Here is a 16,496-nt window from a genome sequence, read left to right as displayed (position 1 = left end):
CTCGCGCCGTTGGATGAAGCCGCAATTATGCTGGGGATAGTCGAAAGGGGAAACCCGCGAACCGGAACCGGTTCACAGACAGGACACCCGCTAGCGAACCACTTCGAATTCGTGACCCAGCGCCAGGCAATGACTCAACCACTCCCCCAGGAACAGGTTCAACTGGGCTTTTTCATCCGGCTGGTGCATCGAGGCATTGGGGTAAGGATAGATGCCGCGAAAGCGTCGTGCATGCTCGGCGCTCACGACTTCGGCCATGCGCGCGTCGTGATAGACCTGAACCTCCAGTTGCGGCACCGGCAGCCACGGCAGGCTGTGCTCCTGGCGCACCTGCAGCGTGGTGGTGTAGGGGCAGGTTTGCAGCACCTCGAGGGCCAGCACGCCGAGCATCTGGTCGCCATGGGTCACCGCGATACGCCGCGGCGCCGGGTCGTTGCGCATGTCGGGCAACAGGCGCATCAGGCGGGCGTAGTTGGCCTCGCAGGCTGCTTGCAGCCCTACCAGGTCGACGCGATAACGATCGCGCAGCTTGCTCAGGACCATAGCCCCCTCACTTCATCGCGGTTCAAGGCCAGCCATTGCAGGGCAATGATGCTGGCTGCGTTGCAGATACGCCCGTCGCGCACCGCTTGCAAGGCGTCTTCAAAAGCCCAGGTTTTCACGCGGATGTCTTCGGCTTCTTCCTCCAGGCCATGCAGGCCGCCGGCCCCCGTGCTGTCGCAGCGCCCCAGGAAAAGATGCACGAATTCATCACTGCCGCCCGGCGAGGGAAAATACTTGGTCATTGGCCACAACGCCGCGAAGACCAGCCCAGCTTCCTCCTGCGCTTCGCGATGAGCAACTTCTTCCGGTTGCTCGTCCTTGTCGATCAGGCCCGCCACCAGTTCTACCAGCCAGGGGTTGGCGGCCTTGTCCATGGCGCCAACGCGAAACTGTTCGATCAACACCACTTCATCGCGCAGCGGGTCATATGGCAATACGCACACCGCGTCATGGCGCACGAACAACTCACGGCTGATTTCACGGCTCATGCCACCGGCGAACAACTCATGGCGCAAGCGGACACGATCGAGCTTGTAGAAACCCTGGAAGCAGTTCTCGCGCTTGACGATGTCCACGGCGCTCGGGGTGGTGTTGGCGAAATCGGTCATGACTGTCCTCGTTTGCGGTGATCAATACGAGGTTCCAACCTCGGCTTCGCGCCATCCTAACGCGCCCGTACCCTTTGATGCAGCCCCTTTCCCGTCATCGGGATGGACGGCCAGGCGCAAAATCACTCTAATGAGCTTAGTGGCGAACTGATTGCCCTGCTGACAGTCGAAGCGGGTAACTTTTCGCCTTTCCCTGTTCCACGAAGGACGCCCATGTCGCTTTTCAGAATTGTCTCGCTGGCCGCCATTGCCCTGACGCTGGGGGCCTGCCAAAGCCTGTTCCAACCCAACTACCGCGCCCCGCTGGAAACCACCCGCGACGCCTCGGAACAATTGCAGCCGGGCTGCGCCAGCGCCGACTGCCCGCTGGTGAACATCGACACCGTGCATTTTCCTGCCGAGCCGGCCTTGGACAGCCTCATTGAAAAACGCCTGCTGCAAATGACCCGCACCACCCCGGACGCCCCGGTCGCGCCCACGCTGGCCGCCTACCGCGAGCAGTTCCTGCGCACCGCGGCGCCGCGCACCAGCAGTTATTTGCAGGCCAAGGTACGTGAGCAGCATGACGGCTTGGTGATCATCGAATTGTCCAGCTACCTGGACACCGGCGGCGCCCACGGCACGCCGGGACGCGGCTTCATCAACTATTCGCGCCAGCAGCACAAAGTGCTGACCCTGGCAGACATGCTGCTGCCGGGCCAGGAAGAAGCATTCTGGAAAGCCGCCCAGGTCGCCCACAACAGCTGGTTGATCAGCACCAAGCTGGATCAGGAACCGGACTTCCTGAAACAGTGGTCCTTCCAGAAAACCCCGCACATCGCCCTGACCTATGGCGGGGTGATCCTCAAGTATGAAACCAGCACCATCGCGCCCTACGCCCTGGGCCACATCGAGCTGAAGATCGCCTACCCACGCCTCAACGGCATCCTCAAGCCCGAGCTGTTTCCCGGCCGTAGCTGAACGCCCGGCCCAGCAGCAGTTGCAGCAGCCCTGCCAGCATGAGCGACGGCAGGGTCGCACCGATGTCCGGGTAGACATTGGCGAGCAGGTGATACGTGCTCACCCCACCCAGCCAGGCCAACAGTGCCGGCCAGCGCAACGCGGCCGATGCCACCTGGCTGCTGCGTTTGCGCAGGATGAAGTGGTCCACCAGCACCACGCCGAACAGCGGCGCGAACACCGAGCCGATCAGCAACAGGAAATTCTGGTACTGGGCCAACGGCGCAAAACAGGCGATCAAGGTGCAGATGAGGCCGATCGCCAACGCCAGGTGTTCGACCTTCAGCCCCGACAGCATGCCACTGGACACCGCCGCCGAATGGATGTCGGCGAAGGCGTTTTCCGACTCGTCCAGCAGAATCAGCAGCAATGGAATACCCAATCCGGCACCCGCCAGCGCCAGCAACAGCGCATTGACCTCACCGCTCGGGGCGAACGCCAGGGTGTAGGCGACGCCCAGGCTCATTAGCCAAAAGTTACCGATGAAGAAGCCCAAGGCGGTGCCGCCGAAGACATTCCGGGCGCGTTGGCCGAAGCGTGAGTAGTCGGCGATCAGCGGCAGCCACGACAACGGCATGGCGATCGCAATGTCGAACCCCACGGCCAGCGGCATCGAGCCGTCACCGGGCCGGCCCCACAGCGCCGCCAGGTCGGCCTTGGCGAACAGGTTCCAGGTCAACCAGGTGCACGCCGCCAGCAACAGCCAGATGCCCCACTTGCGCAGGACCTTGCGCACGAACGTCAGCGGCCCGCTCACCGCGAGTAAGGTTGCCAGGGCACCGAAGAACAAGGTCCACAGCAGCGGATTCGCCCCGAGGCTGCCTTCGCTGAAGGCCCGGGCGCCGAGCAGGCTGGCGGCGTCGCGCATGACGATGATTTCGAACGACCCCCAGCCGATCAACTGCAACAGGTTCAACAGCGCCGGCACGCTTGCGCCCTTGCTGCCGAGGCTGAGCTTGAGGGCGGCCATGGCCGACAGGCCGGTGTCGCTGCCGATCACCCCAACCGCCGCAAGCAGCAGTACGCCCGCCAGCGTGCCAAGGAAAATCGCCAGCAACGAACCACTCAGGCCCAGGCCCGGCGCCAGCAAGGCCCCGACCTGCAAGACCATCAGGCCGATGCCGAGGGAAAACCACAGGGAAAACAGATCGCGGGCGCCGAAGACGCGTTTGTCCAGGGGGACGGCGATGTCGGGGGAGTAGGTGCTGGGTTGGATGTTCAAAGGTGCTATCTCAGATGAATACTTGTTGTTCTGGCGATTGCTTTCGCGAGCAAGCTCGCTCCCACAGGGGATCGGGGTAAGCACAAAAATCTGTGTGCACCAGTGATCCACTGTGGGAGCGAGCTTGCTCGCGAAGGCGGCGGCAAGGACACCACCGCCTCCAGCTCACATCACACTTTCTTGTAAAGCTGACTGCCTTCCTGCTTGAACCGCTCGGCCTGTTCCGCCATCCCTTGGGCGACTTCCACATCCACCGCCTCGATGCGCTGGTTGGCCGCGTACTCGCGCACTTCCTGGGTGATTTTCATCGAACAGAACTTCGGCCCGCACATCGAGCAGAAATGCGCGACCTTGGCCGAGTCCTTCGGCAAGGTTTCGTCGTGGTACGAACGCGCGGTGTCCGGGTCCAGGCCGAGGTTGAACTGGTCTTCCCAGCGGAACTCGAAGCGTGCCTTGCTCAAGGCGTTGTCGCGGATCTGCGCGCCGGGGTGACCTTTTGCAAGGTCGGCCGCATGAGCAGCGATTTTGTAGGTGATGATCCCGGTCTTCACGTCATCCTTGTTCGGCAAGCCCAGGTGTTCCTTCGGGGTCACGTAGCAAAGCATCGCGCAACCGAACCAGCCGATCATCGCCGCGCCGATGCCGGAGGTGATGTGGTCGTAGCCCGGCGCGATGTCGGTGGTCAGCGGGCCGAGGGTGTAGAACGGCGCCTCGTCGCAGCACTCGAGCTGCTTGTCCATGTTTTCCTTGATCAGTTGCATCGGCACGTGGCCCGGGCCCTCGATCATGCATTGCACGTCGTGCTTCCAGGCGATCTTGGTCAGCTCGCCGAGGGTTTCCAGCTCACCGAACTGCGCTTCGTCGTTGGCGTCGGCAATCGAGCCCGGACGCAGGCCATCGCCCAGCGAGAAGCTGACGTCGTAGGCCTTCATGATTTCGCAGATGTCTTCGAAGTGGGTGTAGAGGAAGTTTTCCTTGTGGTGCGCCAGGCACCACTTGGCCATGATCGAGCCGCCACGGCTGACGATGCCGGTGACGCGCTTGGCGGTCATCGGCACATAGCGCAACAGCACGCCGGCGTGGATGGTGAAGTAGTCGACGCCCTGCTCGGCCTGTTCGATCAGCGTGTCGCGGAACAACTCCCAGGTCAGGTCTTCGGCCACGCCGCCGACTTTTTCCAGGGCCTGGTAGATCGGCACGGTGCCGATCGGCACCGGCGAGTTGCGGATGATCCACTCGCGGGTTTCATGGATGTGCTTGCCGGTGGACAGGTCCATGACCGTGTCCGAGCCCCAGCGGATGCCCCAGGTCAGCTTCGCCACTTCTTCTTCGATGGACGAACCCAGCGCGCTGTTGCCGATGTTGCCGTTGATCTTCACCAGGAAGTTGCGGCCGATGATCATCGGTTCCAGTTCGGTGTGGTTGATGTTGGCCGGGATGATCGCGCGACCACGGGCGATTTCGTCGCGGACGAATTCCGGGGTGATGACTTTCGGCACGCTGGCGCCGAAGCTGTGGCCGGCGTGTTGCTGGTCCAGCAGTCCGGCTGCGCGGGCCACTTCCAGCTTCATGTTCTCGCGGATGGCGACGTATTCCATCTCGGCGGTGATGATGCCTTTGCGCGCGTAGTGCATCTGGCTGACGTTGGCGCCCGGCTTGGCCCGGCGCGGGTTGTTGACGTGGGCGAAGCGCAGTTGGGTCAGTTCGGGATCGGCCAGGCGCTGCTGGCCGAAATTGGAACTCAGGCCGGCCAGGCGCTCGGTGTCGCCACGGGCCTCGATCCACGGCGAGCGCACGTCGGCCAGGCCTTTGCGCACGTCGATGATCACGTTCGGGTCGGTGTAGGGGCCAGAGGTGTCGTACACGGTCACCGGCGCGTTGATCTCACCGCCGAAGTCGGTCGGGGTCACGTCGAGGCTGATTTCGCGCATGGGCACGCGGATGTCCGGGCGACTGCCCTGGACATAGATTTTTTGCGAGCGGGTAAAGGGCTGAACCGATTGCTGATCGACCTGGGCCGAATCACTGAGGTTGATCGCGTTTTTTGATTTTGTCGTCATCACGGGCTCTCCAGACACACATCCAGGCAGTGGATTTTTGTCGGAGCGAACCTGTAGCGAATGGACGCAATCGCGCACGACGGTGCGGATGCTGTGCTTGCTGCGGAGCGTGCTCGAAGATCGAAAACCGATGATCGAACCACATCCCGGACGAAGCACAAGAGGACTCGCCGGGTGACGAGAAATCTTGTTCCCTACGCAGGCGTTAACCTGATCAGGTTCAACGGGATCCGAAATTATTCGATCTCAGCCTCATAGCAAGGCACCCCGACAAGAACCTGGCCAGTCTAGACACAACTCCCGCGGAACGCCATCACCTGGGCAAAAGCCGTGATGAATGGCGCATATACAGGATTGTTGCCGTGCGTGCGCGCAACTACACTCGCTACGCCGCGCCTCTTTAGTGCGCACTCATCCGTGAAATAGGGATCGCCTCATGCTGCGCAAACTCTCACTGGCCCTTGCCGTGTCTTGTGCGTCCAATGGAATGGCCTGGGCTGCCGAAGCGCCCTTGACCACCAAAACCGATCTGGTGAGCGTGTATCAGGAAGCGGTGGACAACAATGCCGACCTGGCCGCCGCCCGCGCCCAGTATGGCGCCCAGAAGGAAGTGGTGCCCCAGGCGCGTGCCGGGTTGCTGCCCAACCTGTCCGGCGGCGCCGAAGTGGCCAACGTGCGCACCGACATCGACCAGCCGGCCGCCGTCGCCACCCGCAGCGCTCGCTCGTATCAGGCCACGCTGTCCCAGCCGCTGTTCCGGGCCGATCGCTGGTTCCAGTTCCAGGCCGCCAAGTCGGTGAATGAACAGGCCTCGCTGCAACTGTCGGCCACCGAGCAGAACATGATTCTGCAAAGCGCCGAGAGCTATTTCAACGTGCTGCGCAGCCAGGACAACCTGGCCTCGACCAAGGCCGAGGAAGCCGCCTTCAAGCGCCAGCTCGACCAGTCCAACGAACGCTTTGACGTGGGCCTGTCGGACAAGACCGACGTCCTGCAATCCCAGGCCAGCTACGACACTGCGCGCGCCAACCGGATCCTTGCCCAGCGCCAGGTCGAGGATGCCTTCGAGGCGTTGATCACCCTGACCAACCGCCAGTACAACTCGATCCAGGGCATCGTCCACACGCTGCCGATCCTGCCGCCGGCACCGAACGATGCCAAGGCCTGGGTCGACACGGCCGCCAAGCAGAACCTCAACCTGCTGGCCAGCAACTATGCGGTCACCGCGGCCGAAGACACCTTGCGCCAGCGCAAGGCCGGCCACGCACCGACCCTGGACGCCGTGGCAAGGTACGAAAAAGGCGACAACGATGCCTTGGGCTTCAGCAACCCGAACGCGTTCGGCCAACCGTACGGCGGTGACGTCGAACAGCGCACCCTGGCGTTGCAACTGAACATTCCGATCTACAGCGGCGGCTTGACCAGCTCCCAGGTGCGCGAGTCCTACTCGCAACTCACCCAGACCGAGCAGCAGCGCGAAGGCTTGCGCCGCCAGGTGGTGGAAAACACCCGCAACCTGCACCGCGCGGTGAACACCGACGTGGAACAGGTCCAGGCGCGGCGCCAGTCGATCATTTCCAACCAGAGCGCGGTGGAAGCCACGGAGATCGGCTACCAGGTGGGGACGCGCAACATCGTCGATGTGCTGGATGCCCAGCGCCAGCTGTACACCTCGGTGCGCAACTACAACAACGCCCGTTACGACTACATCCTCGACAACCTGCGCCTCAAGCAGGCCGCCGGCACCTTGAGCCCGGCCGACCTGCAAGACCTGTCGCGCTACCTCAAGCCCGACTACAACCCGGACAAGGACTTCCTGCCGCCGGACCTGGCGCAAGCCGCGGCGCAGCAGTTGCGTTCACGGCCGGCGCAGTAACCACCCGTTTTACAGGCAACGGTTCCCCTGTGGCGAGGGGATTTATCCCCGTTGGGCTGCGTAGCAGCCCCAAACCTGACAACTCGGTGTGTCAGATGGCTTGAAAGGGGGCGCTTCGCGCCCCAGCGGGGATAAATCCCCTCGCCACAAAGGCAACGATCACCGGTCGGAAATCAACCGCCCCAACCCGTCCAGCAACCGCTGCAACGCACCCTGGTTGGCCCGCATCACCTTCAATCCCGCCTCGGCCATGCGCTGGGCATCGCGGGGCAGTTCGAACAGCCGTTGCACCGCGAGGGCCAGGCTCTCGGCATCCTCGACCTCCTGCAATGCCCCGGCGCTGCGCAGTTGCGCGGCGATGTCGAGGAAGTTGAACAGGTGCGGCCCGCTGAGCACCGGCTTCGCCAGCGCCGCCGGCTCAAGCAGGTTGTGCCCGCCGTTGGCCACCAGGCTGCCACCGACAAACGCACTGTCGGCCAACGCATAGAGAAACAGCAGCTCGCCCATGGTGTCGCCGAGCAAGACCGAAGCCTGGGCGGTGATCGGTTGCGCGCTGGAGCGCCGGACCGTGGCGAAGCCCTGGCTTTCACAGAGCTGGTGCACGGCGTCGAAGCGCTCGGGATGACGCGGCACCAGGATCAGCAACGCATCGGGATAACTGTCGAGCAACCGACGGTGGGCGTCGAGCACCACCTCATCTTCCCCTTCATGGGTACTGGCAGCGATCCACACCGGGCGCTCCATGGCTTGCCACTGACGCCGCAAGGCGCCGGCGTTTTCCAGCAGTTGCGGGTCGATGGCCAGGTCGAACTTGATCGAGCCCGTGACCTCGACGGTCTCCGTCCGGGCGCCCAGTTGCCGGAAACGTTCGGCCTCGGCTTCGGTCTGGACGGCGAACAGGCTCATCTCGGCGAGCATCGGCCGAGTGAGCCCGGGGAAGCGCGCATAGCCTCGGGCCGAACGCTCCGACAATCGCGCATTCGCCAACGCCACGGGAATGCCCCGGCGAGCACACTGGTGAATGTGATTGGGCCACAACTCGGTTTCCATGATCACCGCCAGGCACGGACGCACCTGGTCGAGAAAACGCCTGGCCGCGCACGGCAAGTCGTACGGCAGGTAGCAGTGCTGGATGCGCGGCTCGTTGGCGAACAACGCCTGGATCCGCTCCGATCCCGTCGGGGTCATGCAGGTGACCGTGATCGGCAACTGTGGATAACGTTGCAGCAAGGCGCGGATCATCGGTGCGGCGGCAATGCTCTCGCCCACCGAAACGGCATGGACCCAGATCCCTCCCGGCGCCATCGCCGGCAGCCCCCGAGAGAAACGCTCGCCAATGCGCCGGGCATACGCCGGCGCCTTGCGGGCCCGCAGCCACAGCCGAATCGCTACCAGTGGCAGCCCCAGATAAAACAATGCGCTATAGAGAGTTCTGTTCATGGCGGCGGAGTTTATCGGTTTTTCAGCCGATCGCCTGCAACTGCACGGCAAAACGTTCCGCCAGCCAGCGCGCCGCCGGCCCCAAAGGTTCGTCGCGGCGCCAGACCAGCTCCACCACCAGGGCCGGCGGGGTCCACTCGCTGTTGAGCTCCACCATGTCGCCCAGATACGCCGGGTACTGCACGACGTGCCGTGGCAACCAGGCCCACCCCAGGCCACTTCTCAGCCATTCGGCCAACACATAGAAACTGTCGGCGCGCCAGACCTGCGGGCTGGCCTGCTCGCTGCCGGGGTAGACACTGGATTGGGTCGCCATCAGCAACTGCCGGTGCCGGGCCATCTCTCGGCAGGACACATAGGCGTGGCTGGCCAGCGGATGCCCCTTGCCGCACACGGTGACCATCTCGACGCTGCCCAACACGCGGCGCTCCAGGGCTTCGGGGATCTGGTCGTGGTAGAACAACAACCCCAGGTCCGCGCGGCGCTCCACCAGTTTGCGCGCCACGTCGCCCTGGGCGGCGCTGGCCAGTTGCACCTCAAGGGTTGGGAATTGCTCGGCCAGCGCCGCCAGGCTGTCGATGACCGGTTGATACGGCATGGCTTCGTCCTGGGCCAGACGCAGGGAGGCTTCCTGGCCACGCATCAGCGCCAGTGCCCGGCCGTTGAGGCGCTCGCACTGACGCAAGACCTCCCAAGCCTCCTCCAGCAAGACCTCGCCGGCCTCGGTGAGCGTCGGCTGCCGGCCACTGCTGCGCTCGAACAGGCTCACCCCCAGGTCGGTTTCCAGCCAGGCGATCGCGCTGCTGATGGCCGACTGGGCTTTGCGCCGGTCCCGTGCCACGGCAGAAAACGAGCGCTTCTCGGCGACTTCCACGAATAACTGTATTTGTTCCAGATTCCACTGCACAGGCATGGCGCAACCTATCTCTTAGACAGATAGGTAATGACTTTACCGCATCTGCCCAGGTTCTAGAATGGCGCCATCGAAAGACGCAACGCTGACCGAGGACTGCCCATGAACGCTTACTACTACCTGGCTATCGCCATTTGCGCGGAAGTGATCGCCACCGTTTCGATGAAAGCGGTGAAAGGCCTGAGCACACCTCTACCCCTGATCTTGGTGATCGCCGGCTACGGCATTGCCTTCTGGATGCTGACTCTGGTGGTGCGCACGGTGCCGGTGGGCGTGGCGTACGCGGTGTGGGCCGGGATGGGAATCGTCATGGTCAGCGTGGCGGCGTTGTTCATCTATGGGCAGAAGCTGGATGTACCGGCGATGCTGGGGATGGCGCTGATTGTGCTGGGGGTGGTGGTGATTCAACTGTTCTCCAAGACGGCCGGGCACTGAACACACAAACCTGCGGTGAACAGCTTTTTGTGGCGAGGGAGCTTGCTCCCGCTGGGCCGCAACGCGGTCCTCCTGGTGGGCGCTTCGCACCCAAGCGGGAGCAAGCTCCCTCGCCACGGGCAGCCGCCTTTGATGTTGATGCTCAACAAATCCCAATAGCATCGAGTCTGTATACTGCGCCTTCGTCTTGTTCACTGAGGTCGCTGCATGCCATCCGTTATTTCCACCGACGTTCTGATTGTCGGCGCTGGAGTCGCCGGCCTCTGGCTCAATGCACGCCTGCGTCGCCTGGGCTTTTCGACCGTGCTGGTGGAGAGCGCCAGCCTCGGCGGCGGGCAGAGCGTCAAATCCCAGGGCATCATCCACGGCGGCGCCAAGTACGCCTTGCACGGCGCCCTGACCGGTGCCTCGGAGGCCATCGCCGACATGCCGCGCCGCTGGCGTGAAGCCCTCAAGGGCGAAGGCGAGCTGGACCTCTCCGGCGTGCGCATGCTGTCGGATGCCCATTACCTCTGGTCCCCCGGCACCCTGGCCGGCAACCTCACCAGTTTCTTCGCCAGCAAGGCCGTGCGCGGCCGGGTCGACCAGGTCAAGGGCGAACAACTGCCGCCGGCCCTGCAAGACAAGCGCTTCAAGGGCAAGGTCTATCGCCTGGCCGAACTGGTGGTGGACGTTCCCAGCCTGATCGAGCGCCTGGCGGAGCTGGCCGGCGACGGCTTGCTGGCCGGGCAGCGCATCGAGCCGTTGCGCGAGGGCGGCGCACTGGTGGGCTTGAAGGTGGACGACCGCGAGATCCGCGCCCAGCGCATTGTCCTCAGCGCCGGCGGCGGCACCGCCGACCTGCTCGGCGCCCTGGGCCTGGACCAGCCGGCCATGCAGCGCCGACCGCTGCACATGGTCCTGGTCAAGGGACCGAGCCTCAAGCCACTCTACGCCCACTGCCTGGGAGGCGGGCCGAAGCCGCGCGTCACCGTAACCACCCACCCGGCCGCCAACGGCCAGTGGGTCTGGTACCTGGGAGGCGACCTCGCCGAAGGCGATGGCGTGGCCCGCGAGCCCGCCGCGCAGATCGCCGCCGCCCAGAAAGAGCTCGGCCAGTTGCTGCCCTGGATCGACCTCAGCACCGCGCAATGGGCCACATTGCGGGTCGACCGCGCCGAACCGTTGCAAACCGGCCTGACCCGTCCGGACAACGCCTTTCTCGCCGAGCAGGATCGCCTGCTGGTGGGCTGGCCGACCAAGCTGGCCCTGGCCCCGGACTTCGCCGACCGGGTGATCAGCGCGCTGCAACGCGACGGTGTCGAACCCCATCAAGCGGCGCCGTTGCCGGCGTTGCCGAAACCGCCCATGGGCGTCCCGGCCTGGGAGCAACTGCTGCCATGAGCCAACCGACCCTGCACGACCTCTACCGGCCGCTGGGCCATAACGGCCCCCAGGTCTCGCCACTGGGCCTGGGCACGGTCAAGCTCGGCCGCGACCAGGGCGTCAAGTACCCCAGCGGCTTCCAGATCCCCGATGACGAGGCGGCGCGCATGTTGCTCAAGCTGGCGCGCGACCTGGGCATCAACCTGATCGACACTGCGCCGGCCTACGGCCAGAGCGAAGAACGCCTCGGCCCGTTGCTACGCGGCCAGCGCCAGGACTGGGTGATTGTCAGCAAGGTCGGCGAGGAATTCAGCGACGGCCAGTCGCGCCACGACTTCAGCGCCGCCCACACCCGACGCTCGGTGGAACGCAGCCTCAAGCGCCTGGAAACCGACTACATCGACCTGGTGCTGGTGCATTCCGACGGCAATGACCTGGCGATTCTCAACGACAGCGAGGTTTACCCGACCCTCGCGGCGCTCAAGCGCGAAGGCAAGATCGGCGGCTTCGGTTTTTCCGGCAAGACCGTCGAAGGCGGCTTGAAAGCCTTGGAGCAAGGCGATTGCGCGATGGTCACCTACAATCTGAACGAACAGGCCGAGAAGGCGGTCATTGACTACGCCAACGCTCACGGCAAGGCGATCCTGGTCAAGAAAGCCCTGGCCAGCGGCCATGTCTGCCTGAGCCCCGGCGTGGACCCGGTCCGGGCCAGCTTCGAACTGTTGTTTGAACATCCTGGGGTCGCCAGTGCTATTGTCGGCACCATTAATCCGCTGCACCTCGCCCATAACGTCGCGACCGTTGCCAAGGTCCTGCGTGAGAACTGACGCCGCTTGACGCGGCATGAAGAAGGAGTCGACATGCCGCGTACGCTCATCCGCAAGAACCCAAGCAACTTCAAGACCCTGCCCCTGTTTGTCGAAGCGACGCCCGAAGGCCTGGCTTACCAGAGCGTCGGGATGCCGATGAATTTCGCCCAGACCCTGCAGCGCCGCCGTCCTGTCACCGTGGCCGACGCCGAACGCTTTTCCCTGGAGCTGGCCAACCTGGGCGTTTCGGTGCGCCTGACCGTGCATTGGCAGAATCGTGACTATTGGGTGTTGGTGCGCCAGCGCCGGCAGGACCGTGGCGATGTGGTGCTCAAGTTGATTTCCGGCTACGTCCCGGCCCACGAGCTGAACCTGCCACTGCTCACCGCCATCAGCGAAATCGCCGAGGAATGCCTGCTGGAAACCCCGGAAGGCTGGCTCGGCGGACGCTTCAACGACACCTGGCTGCCGGCCCCTTACGCCAGTGCCTTGCACTATCGCGAAGCCCTGCCGTTCCGCCTGACGCCGCTGTCGGGCTCCGCGAGGCCGGTGCGCAGCGCGAACCTGCAACTGATCGAACGGCCTCGGGCCTATGTGCACCTGCCCACGGCGTCCCTGCAATTGATCTATGACCTGCGCCTGGACGTGCCCAAGGAAGCCAAGTCCCTGAGCCTGTTCCATGTGGATGAGCGCCTGGAGGGCGACCAGTTGGTGGCGCGCCTGGACCGCAAAAGGCCGGATCTGTACCTGATGCCGCTGCAGGATGGGCAACCGCTGCCGGAGCTGTATACCTTGAAGAAGGACCAGTTATACCCGGCCAGCACCCGGGGGCTGTACCTGGCGGAAAGTTTTGCCCGGCAGGACGGCTGGCTGGTGCGTGACGAGCGGATTCGCTGGAAGGACTGGTTGCGCCAGCAAGGCTTGGCGCCACCGGGCAAGGAATCGGGACTGACCCGACTGAAGGGCAAGGCCCGGCAATTGTTCAAGAAGATCGTGCCGCGCAAGACGGCTCGCTAAGCCTGATGCCCATTTTCTGGCTGGACAATGGGCCCTGTGGGAGCGAGCTTGCTCGCGATAGCGGTGTGTCAGCCTAATCGAGGCTGAATGATCCAACGCAATCGCGAGCAAGCTCGCCCCCACAGGTTCTGCGCTTTGCCTGACGCATCAGTTGTTGCGAATCTTCTCCACGATCGCCGTCGTCGAGCTGTTCTCCACCAGCCCCAACACTTTCACAGTGCCGCCGTAGGCCGCGACGATGTCCGCGCCCACGACCTGGTCGATCCCATAGTCACCGCCCTTGACCAGCACATCCGGCTTGACCTGGCGCAGCAGGTTTTCCGGCGTGCTTTCGCTGAAGCTGATCACCCAGTCCACCGCCCCCAGCCCGGCCAGGACCGCCATGCGCCGGTCGACGCTGTTGATCGGCCGGCCCGGGCCCTTGAGACGGCTCACGGAGGCATCGTCATTGACCGCGACGATCAGACGATCGCCCTGGGCCCTGGCCTGTTCCAGGTAGGTCACATGGCCCGCGTGAAGAATGTCGAAGCAGCCATTGGTGAAGACGATTCTCTCGTTATGGGCTCGGGCGTCGTCAACCGCCAGCAGCAGTTGCTCCAGGCCCAGCACACCGCGCTCGGAGCCTTCTTCGCGCTGGATGGCACGCCGCAATTCCGGGGCGCTGATGGCCGCCGTGCCCAGCTTGCCGACCACGATCCCCGCCGCCAGGTTCGCCAGGGCCACCGCATGGGGCAGTTCCTCACCCGCGGCGATGGCCGCCGCCAGGGTGGAGATCACGGTGTCGCCGGCGCCCGTCACGTCGAACACTTCGCGGGCCCGGGCCGGCAGGTGCAACGCCGGATGATCGGGACGCAGCAGGGTCATGCCGTGCTCGCCACGGGTCACCAGCAAGGCGCCGAGGTCCAGATCCTGCATCAGTTGGGCGCCCTTGCTCACCAACTCGTGCTCATCGACGCAACCGCCGACGATGGTTTCGAACTCGCTGAGGTTCGGCGTGATCAGGCTGGCGCCACGGTAGATGGAGAAATCCTTGCCCTTGGGGTCGGCCAGGACCGGAATGCCGCGGGCACGGGCGGCCTGGATCAGCACCTGGTGGTTTTTCAACGCACCCTTGCCGTAGTCGGACAACACCAGCACCTTGACCCCATCGAGCAGGCTCTCGACTTCCCCGCCGAGGGCCAGGGGATCGGTGGAAAACGGCTCTTCGAAGTCGATGCGCAGCAGTTGCTGGTGACGGCTCATGACCCGCAGCTTGACGATGGTCGGCTGGTGCGCAATGCGCTGGAAGGTCGCCCGCACGCCCGCGCCCTTGAGGCTGTTGGTCAGGCTGTCGGCGGCCTCATCGTCGCCGGTCACGCCCACCAGTGAAGCCGGTGCGCCCAGCGCGGCGATGTTCAGGGCAACGTTGGCGGCACCACCGGGGCGGTCCTCGATGTTCTCGACCTTCACCACCGGTACCGGTGCCTCGGGGGAAATCCGTGAGGTACCGCCATGCCAGTAGCGGTCGAGCATGACATCGCCGACCACCAATACAGGGGCTTGATCGAATCGCGGCATGGACAACTTCATGGAGATCCCACATACAAAATGAACAGGGGCGCGATATTAGCACAGGGTTGGTGAAGGCTGATTCATGGCTGTGTGCCACTGCTTTCACTCGTCGATGCGCGCCCCCATTCGGAGGCGCGATGCGATGCAGGTTTGCCCGCCCGATCAGCGTTGCAGCAACGCCGACAACCGCTCGCAGGCCTGGGCGAGCGCCGTTTCACTGGTGTCGATCTGGCAATCCGGGGCGAGCGGAACTTCGTAGGGACTGTCGAGCCCGGTGAAGTTCTTGATTCGCCCGGCGCGGGCTTCGCGGTACAAGCCCTTGGGGTCGCGCTGGGCACAGACGTCCAGGGGAGTGCTGACGTAGACCTCCACGAAGGTGCCTTCCGGGAACAACTGCCGGGCCGTCTCGCGGTCGGCGCGAAACGGGGAGATCGCCGCGACGATGACGATCAGGCCGGCATCGACCATCAACCGCGCCACCTCGCCGATGCGCCGGATGTTTTCCTTGCGTGACTCGGCATCCATGCCCAGGCCTCGACACAACCCTTGGCGCAGGTTGTCGCCATCGAGCAGGGCCGTGTGCAGGCCCTGCCGGTTGAGCTGTACTTCCAAGGCATTGGCCAGCGTCGACTTGCCCGCCCCGGACAGCCCGGTCAGCCAGATGCAGCGTGGACGCTGGGCCTTGATCGCGGCCCGATCCTGGGGCGTGAGCGCCGGCGCGCAAGGACGTATCTGCGCCTGCAATACCTTTGACGTTTCATTCATAGCCGAGCATCTCATAGTCACGTTGGTACACCCGCCGCACCAGGCGGCGCGTGCGCACCGAGCACAGGTCCCGTACCGGCACCGCGGCGCGCTGCTGCGAGCGGTTCACATGGGGCAAGGTCGCACGGCCGCCGAGACGTTCGTATAGCTGGCGATAATCGCGCCCCAGGTGTTCCTGATAACCGATGAAATCCATCGCCAGATGGCCGAGGGAGTCGGTGAGAAAATCCGTCTGGGCAGCGAAATGCAGTTGCCGGGTGATGTTTTCCGGGTGCAGCCAGCGGGCGACGAAGTCATCGAAATCGCGGTAATGCCTCACCATTGCCTGCGCCGCGTGATCGCGTTGCCCCAGCGTATTGCCCCGCAGGAAAGCATAGGCTGAATATGCCCGCTCCAGCGGATCACGCACAAAAGCGAATTTGAAGCTGTCGGCGTACTGCCGCGCAAACTGTTGCTCGTACCAGTACAACGGCAGGTGTCCGGGGGTATAGCCTTCGAACAAGCCGGCGCAAACACTGCTACCGGCGCATTTTGGCACATGGATGAACAGGCAGGCGCGCTCGGCGAAGATTTCGGGGAAATGGCAGTTGGCCGACATCGACTTGTTCACGACCTGGCGGTCGACCACCGACAGGCGCCCCAACAGAAAGGACCGCTGCGCCTTGGGCAGCAGCTTCCAGAGATAGCGTTGCAGCATTCGGATACCCACGCGAGAAGGATGGCCCCCTCGATCGCTGAAGTGCGTTCAGGAAAGTTCTGTGGGCAAAACCTTACCAAGCGCGGGTCGCCGTTTTATGGTGGTTTGGTCAAGCCTGGTAACGGCTTCGATACAAACCCGAGGGGGCAAGCCCGCCCTTACACCGTGGGCCGGTGCCAACCGACATCGGCACCGG

Annotated in this window: 15 protein-coding genes and 1 riboswitch; of the genes, 6 read left to right on the top strand and 9 right to left on the bottom strand. The window is 64.0% G+C overall.

Translation table 11 applies throughout. The features are described from left to right. Positions 1 to 90 precede the first annotated feature (90 nt). Together KI241_RS02505 and KI241_RS02500 are read right to left on the bottom strand one after the other, a co-directional pair. Positions 91 to 543 (bottom strand): DUF1249 domain-containing protein, encoded by a 453-nt coding sequence (locus KI241_RS02505; protein ID WP_024781420.1) that lies wholly within the window; start codon positions 541 to 543, stop codon positions 91 to 93. Beyond that, positions 534 to 1,151, bottom strand: a complete 618-nt coding sequence (locus tag KI241_RS02500; protein WP_042731424.1) for an NUDIX domain-containing protein — start codon at positions 1,149 to 1,151, stop codon at positions 534 to 536. The genes KI241_RS02505 and KI241_RS02500 overlap by 10 nt, the downstream gene beginning before the upstream one ends. A 213-nt stretch (positions 1,152 to 1,364) precedes the next feature. Between KI241_RS02500 and KI241_RS02495 the strand changes: the two genes are divergently transcribed. After that, a complete protein-coding gene (locus KI241_RS02495) occupies positions 1,365 to 2,111 on the top strand; it encodes a DUF3298 domain-containing protein (protein WP_212803319.1) in 747 nt (248 codons plus the stop codon). Here the strand turns inward: KI241_RS02495 and cytX are convergent. Both cytX and thiC read right to left on the bottom strand, forming a co-directional pair. Next, the gene (gene cytX, locus KI241_RS02490) at positions 2,080 to 3,372 is read right to left on the bottom strand and encodes a putative hydroxymethylpyrimidine transporter CytX (RefSeq protein WP_212803318.1); all 1,293 of its coding nucleotides are present in this window, start codon (positions 3,370 to 3,372) and stop codon (positions 2,080 to 2,082) included. The two genes, KI241_RS02495 and cytX, sit on opposite strands and share 32 nt — an antisense overlap. 170 nt (positions 3,373 to 3,542) lie before the next feature. Further along, positions 3,543 to 5,432, bottom strand: a complete 1,890-nt coding sequence (thiC, locus tag KI241_RS02485) for a phosphomethylpyrimidine synthase ThiC (protein WP_042731421.1) — start codon at positions 5,430 to 5,432, stop codon at positions 3,543 to 3,545. Between the two features lie 174 nt (positions 5,433 to 5,606). Then, a riboswitch (TPP riboswitch) is annotated at positions 5,607 to 5,712 on the bottom strand. A 156-nt stretch (positions 5,713 to 5,868) separates the two neighbouring features. Here thiC and KI241_RS02480 point away from each other — a divergent pair. Continuing rightward, on the top strand, positions 5,869 to 7,308 hold the full coding sequence (locus KI241_RS02480; protein ID WP_042731420.1) for a TolC family outer membrane protein: 1,440 nt from the start codon (positions 5,869 to 5,871) through the stop codon (positions 7,306 to 7,308). A gap of 159 nt (positions 7,309 to 7,467) precedes the next feature. On the opposite strand, the gene waaA is transcribed toward KI241_RS02480, so the two are convergent. Both waaA and KI241_RS02470 read right to left on the bottom strand, forming a co-directional pair. Next, positions 7,468 to 8,748, bottom strand: coding sequence for a lipid IV(A) 3-deoxy-D-manno-octulosonic acid transferase (gene waaA, locus KI241_RS02475; RefSeq protein WP_042731419.1), 1,281 nt, complete (start codon positions 8,746 to 8,748; stop codon positions 7,468 to 7,470). A gap of 22 nt (positions 8,749 to 8,770) precedes the next feature. Next, the gene (locus tag KI241_RS02470; RefSeq protein WP_042731418.1) at positions 8,771 to 9,661 is read right to left on the bottom strand and encodes a LysR family transcriptional regulator; all 891 of its coding nucleotides are present in this window, start codon (positions 9,659 to 9,661) and stop codon (positions 8,771 to 8,773) included. Positions 9,662 to 9,763: 102 nt separating this feature from the next. Here KI241_RS02470 and KI241_RS02465 point away from each other — a divergent pair, with 102 nt between their 5' ends. The 4 genes from KI241_RS02465 (at position 9,764) to KI241_RS02450 (ending at position 13,287) form a co-directional block, all read left to right on the top strand. Next, on the top strand, positions 9,764 to 10,096 hold the full coding sequence (locus KI241_RS02465; RefSeq protein ID WP_047736074.1) for a multidrug efflux SMR transporter: 333 nt from the start codon (positions 9,764 to 9,766) through the stop codon (positions 10,094 to 10,096). Positions 10,097 to 10,303: 207 nt separating this feature from the next. Next, positions 10,304 to 11,479, top strand: a complete 1,176-nt coding sequence (locus KI241_RS02460) for an FAD-dependent oxidoreductase (RefSeq protein WP_042732483.1) — start codon at positions 10,304 to 10,306, stop codon at positions 11,477 to 11,479. Next, entirely contained in the window at positions 11,476 to 12,288 is an 813-nt protein-coding gene (locus KI241_RS02455) for an aldo/keto reductase (RefSeq protein ID WP_042732484.1), read from the top strand. Before KI241_RS02460 ends, KI241_RS02455 begins: the two co-directional genes overlap by 4 nt. A gap of 33 nt (positions 12,289 to 12,321) precedes the next feature. Continuing rightward, a complete protein-coding gene (locus KI241_RS02450) occupies positions 12,322 to 13,287 on the top strand; it encodes a hypothetical protein (RefSeq protein ID WP_042732485.1) in 966 nt (321 codons plus the stop codon). A gap of 147 nt (positions 13,288 to 13,434) precedes the next feature. Here the strand turns inward: KI241_RS02450 and hldE are convergent, their stop codons facing one another. The 3 genes from hldE to KI241_RS02435 all read right to left on the bottom strand — a co-directional run bounded on the left by hldE (position 13,435) and on the right by KI241_RS02435 (position 16,300). Beyond that, a complete protein-coding gene (gene hldE, locus KI241_RS02445) occupies positions 13,435 to 14,856 on the bottom strand; it encodes a bifunctional D-glycero-beta-D-manno-heptose-7-phosphate kinase/D-glycero-beta-D-manno-heptose 1-phosphate adenylyltransferase HldE (RefSeq protein WP_042732486.1) in 1,422 nt (473 codons plus the stop codon). 144 nt (positions 14,857 to 15,000) lie between these two features. Beyond that, the gene (gene cysC, locus KI241_RS02440) at positions 15,001 to 15,603 is read right to left on the bottom strand and encodes an adenylyl-sulfate kinase (protein ID WP_042732487.1); all 603 of its coding nucleotides are present in this window, start codon (positions 15,601 to 15,603) and stop codon (positions 15,001 to 15,003) included. Then, positions 15,596 to 16,300 (bottom strand): sulfotransferase family 2 domain-containing protein, encoded by a 705-nt coding sequence (locus tag KI241_RS02435; RefSeq protein ID WP_047736077.1) that lies wholly within the window; start codon positions 16,298 to 16,300, stop codon positions 15,596 to 15,598. Before KI241_RS02435 ends, cysC begins: the two co-directional genes overlap by 8 nt. Between the last annotated feature and the right edge of the window lie 196 nt (positions 16,301 to 16,496).

This window comes from Pseudomonas sp. Cab53 (assembly GCF_018325965.1).
GTDB classification, from domain to species: domain Bacteria; phylum Pseudomonadota; class Gammaproteobacteria; order Pseudomonadales; family Pseudomonadaceae; genus Aquipseudomonas; species Aquipseudomonas chlororaphis_E.
The sequence above is the reverse complement of the archived record's forward strand: the minus strand, read 5'-3'. Positions and strand labels throughout refer to the sequence as shown.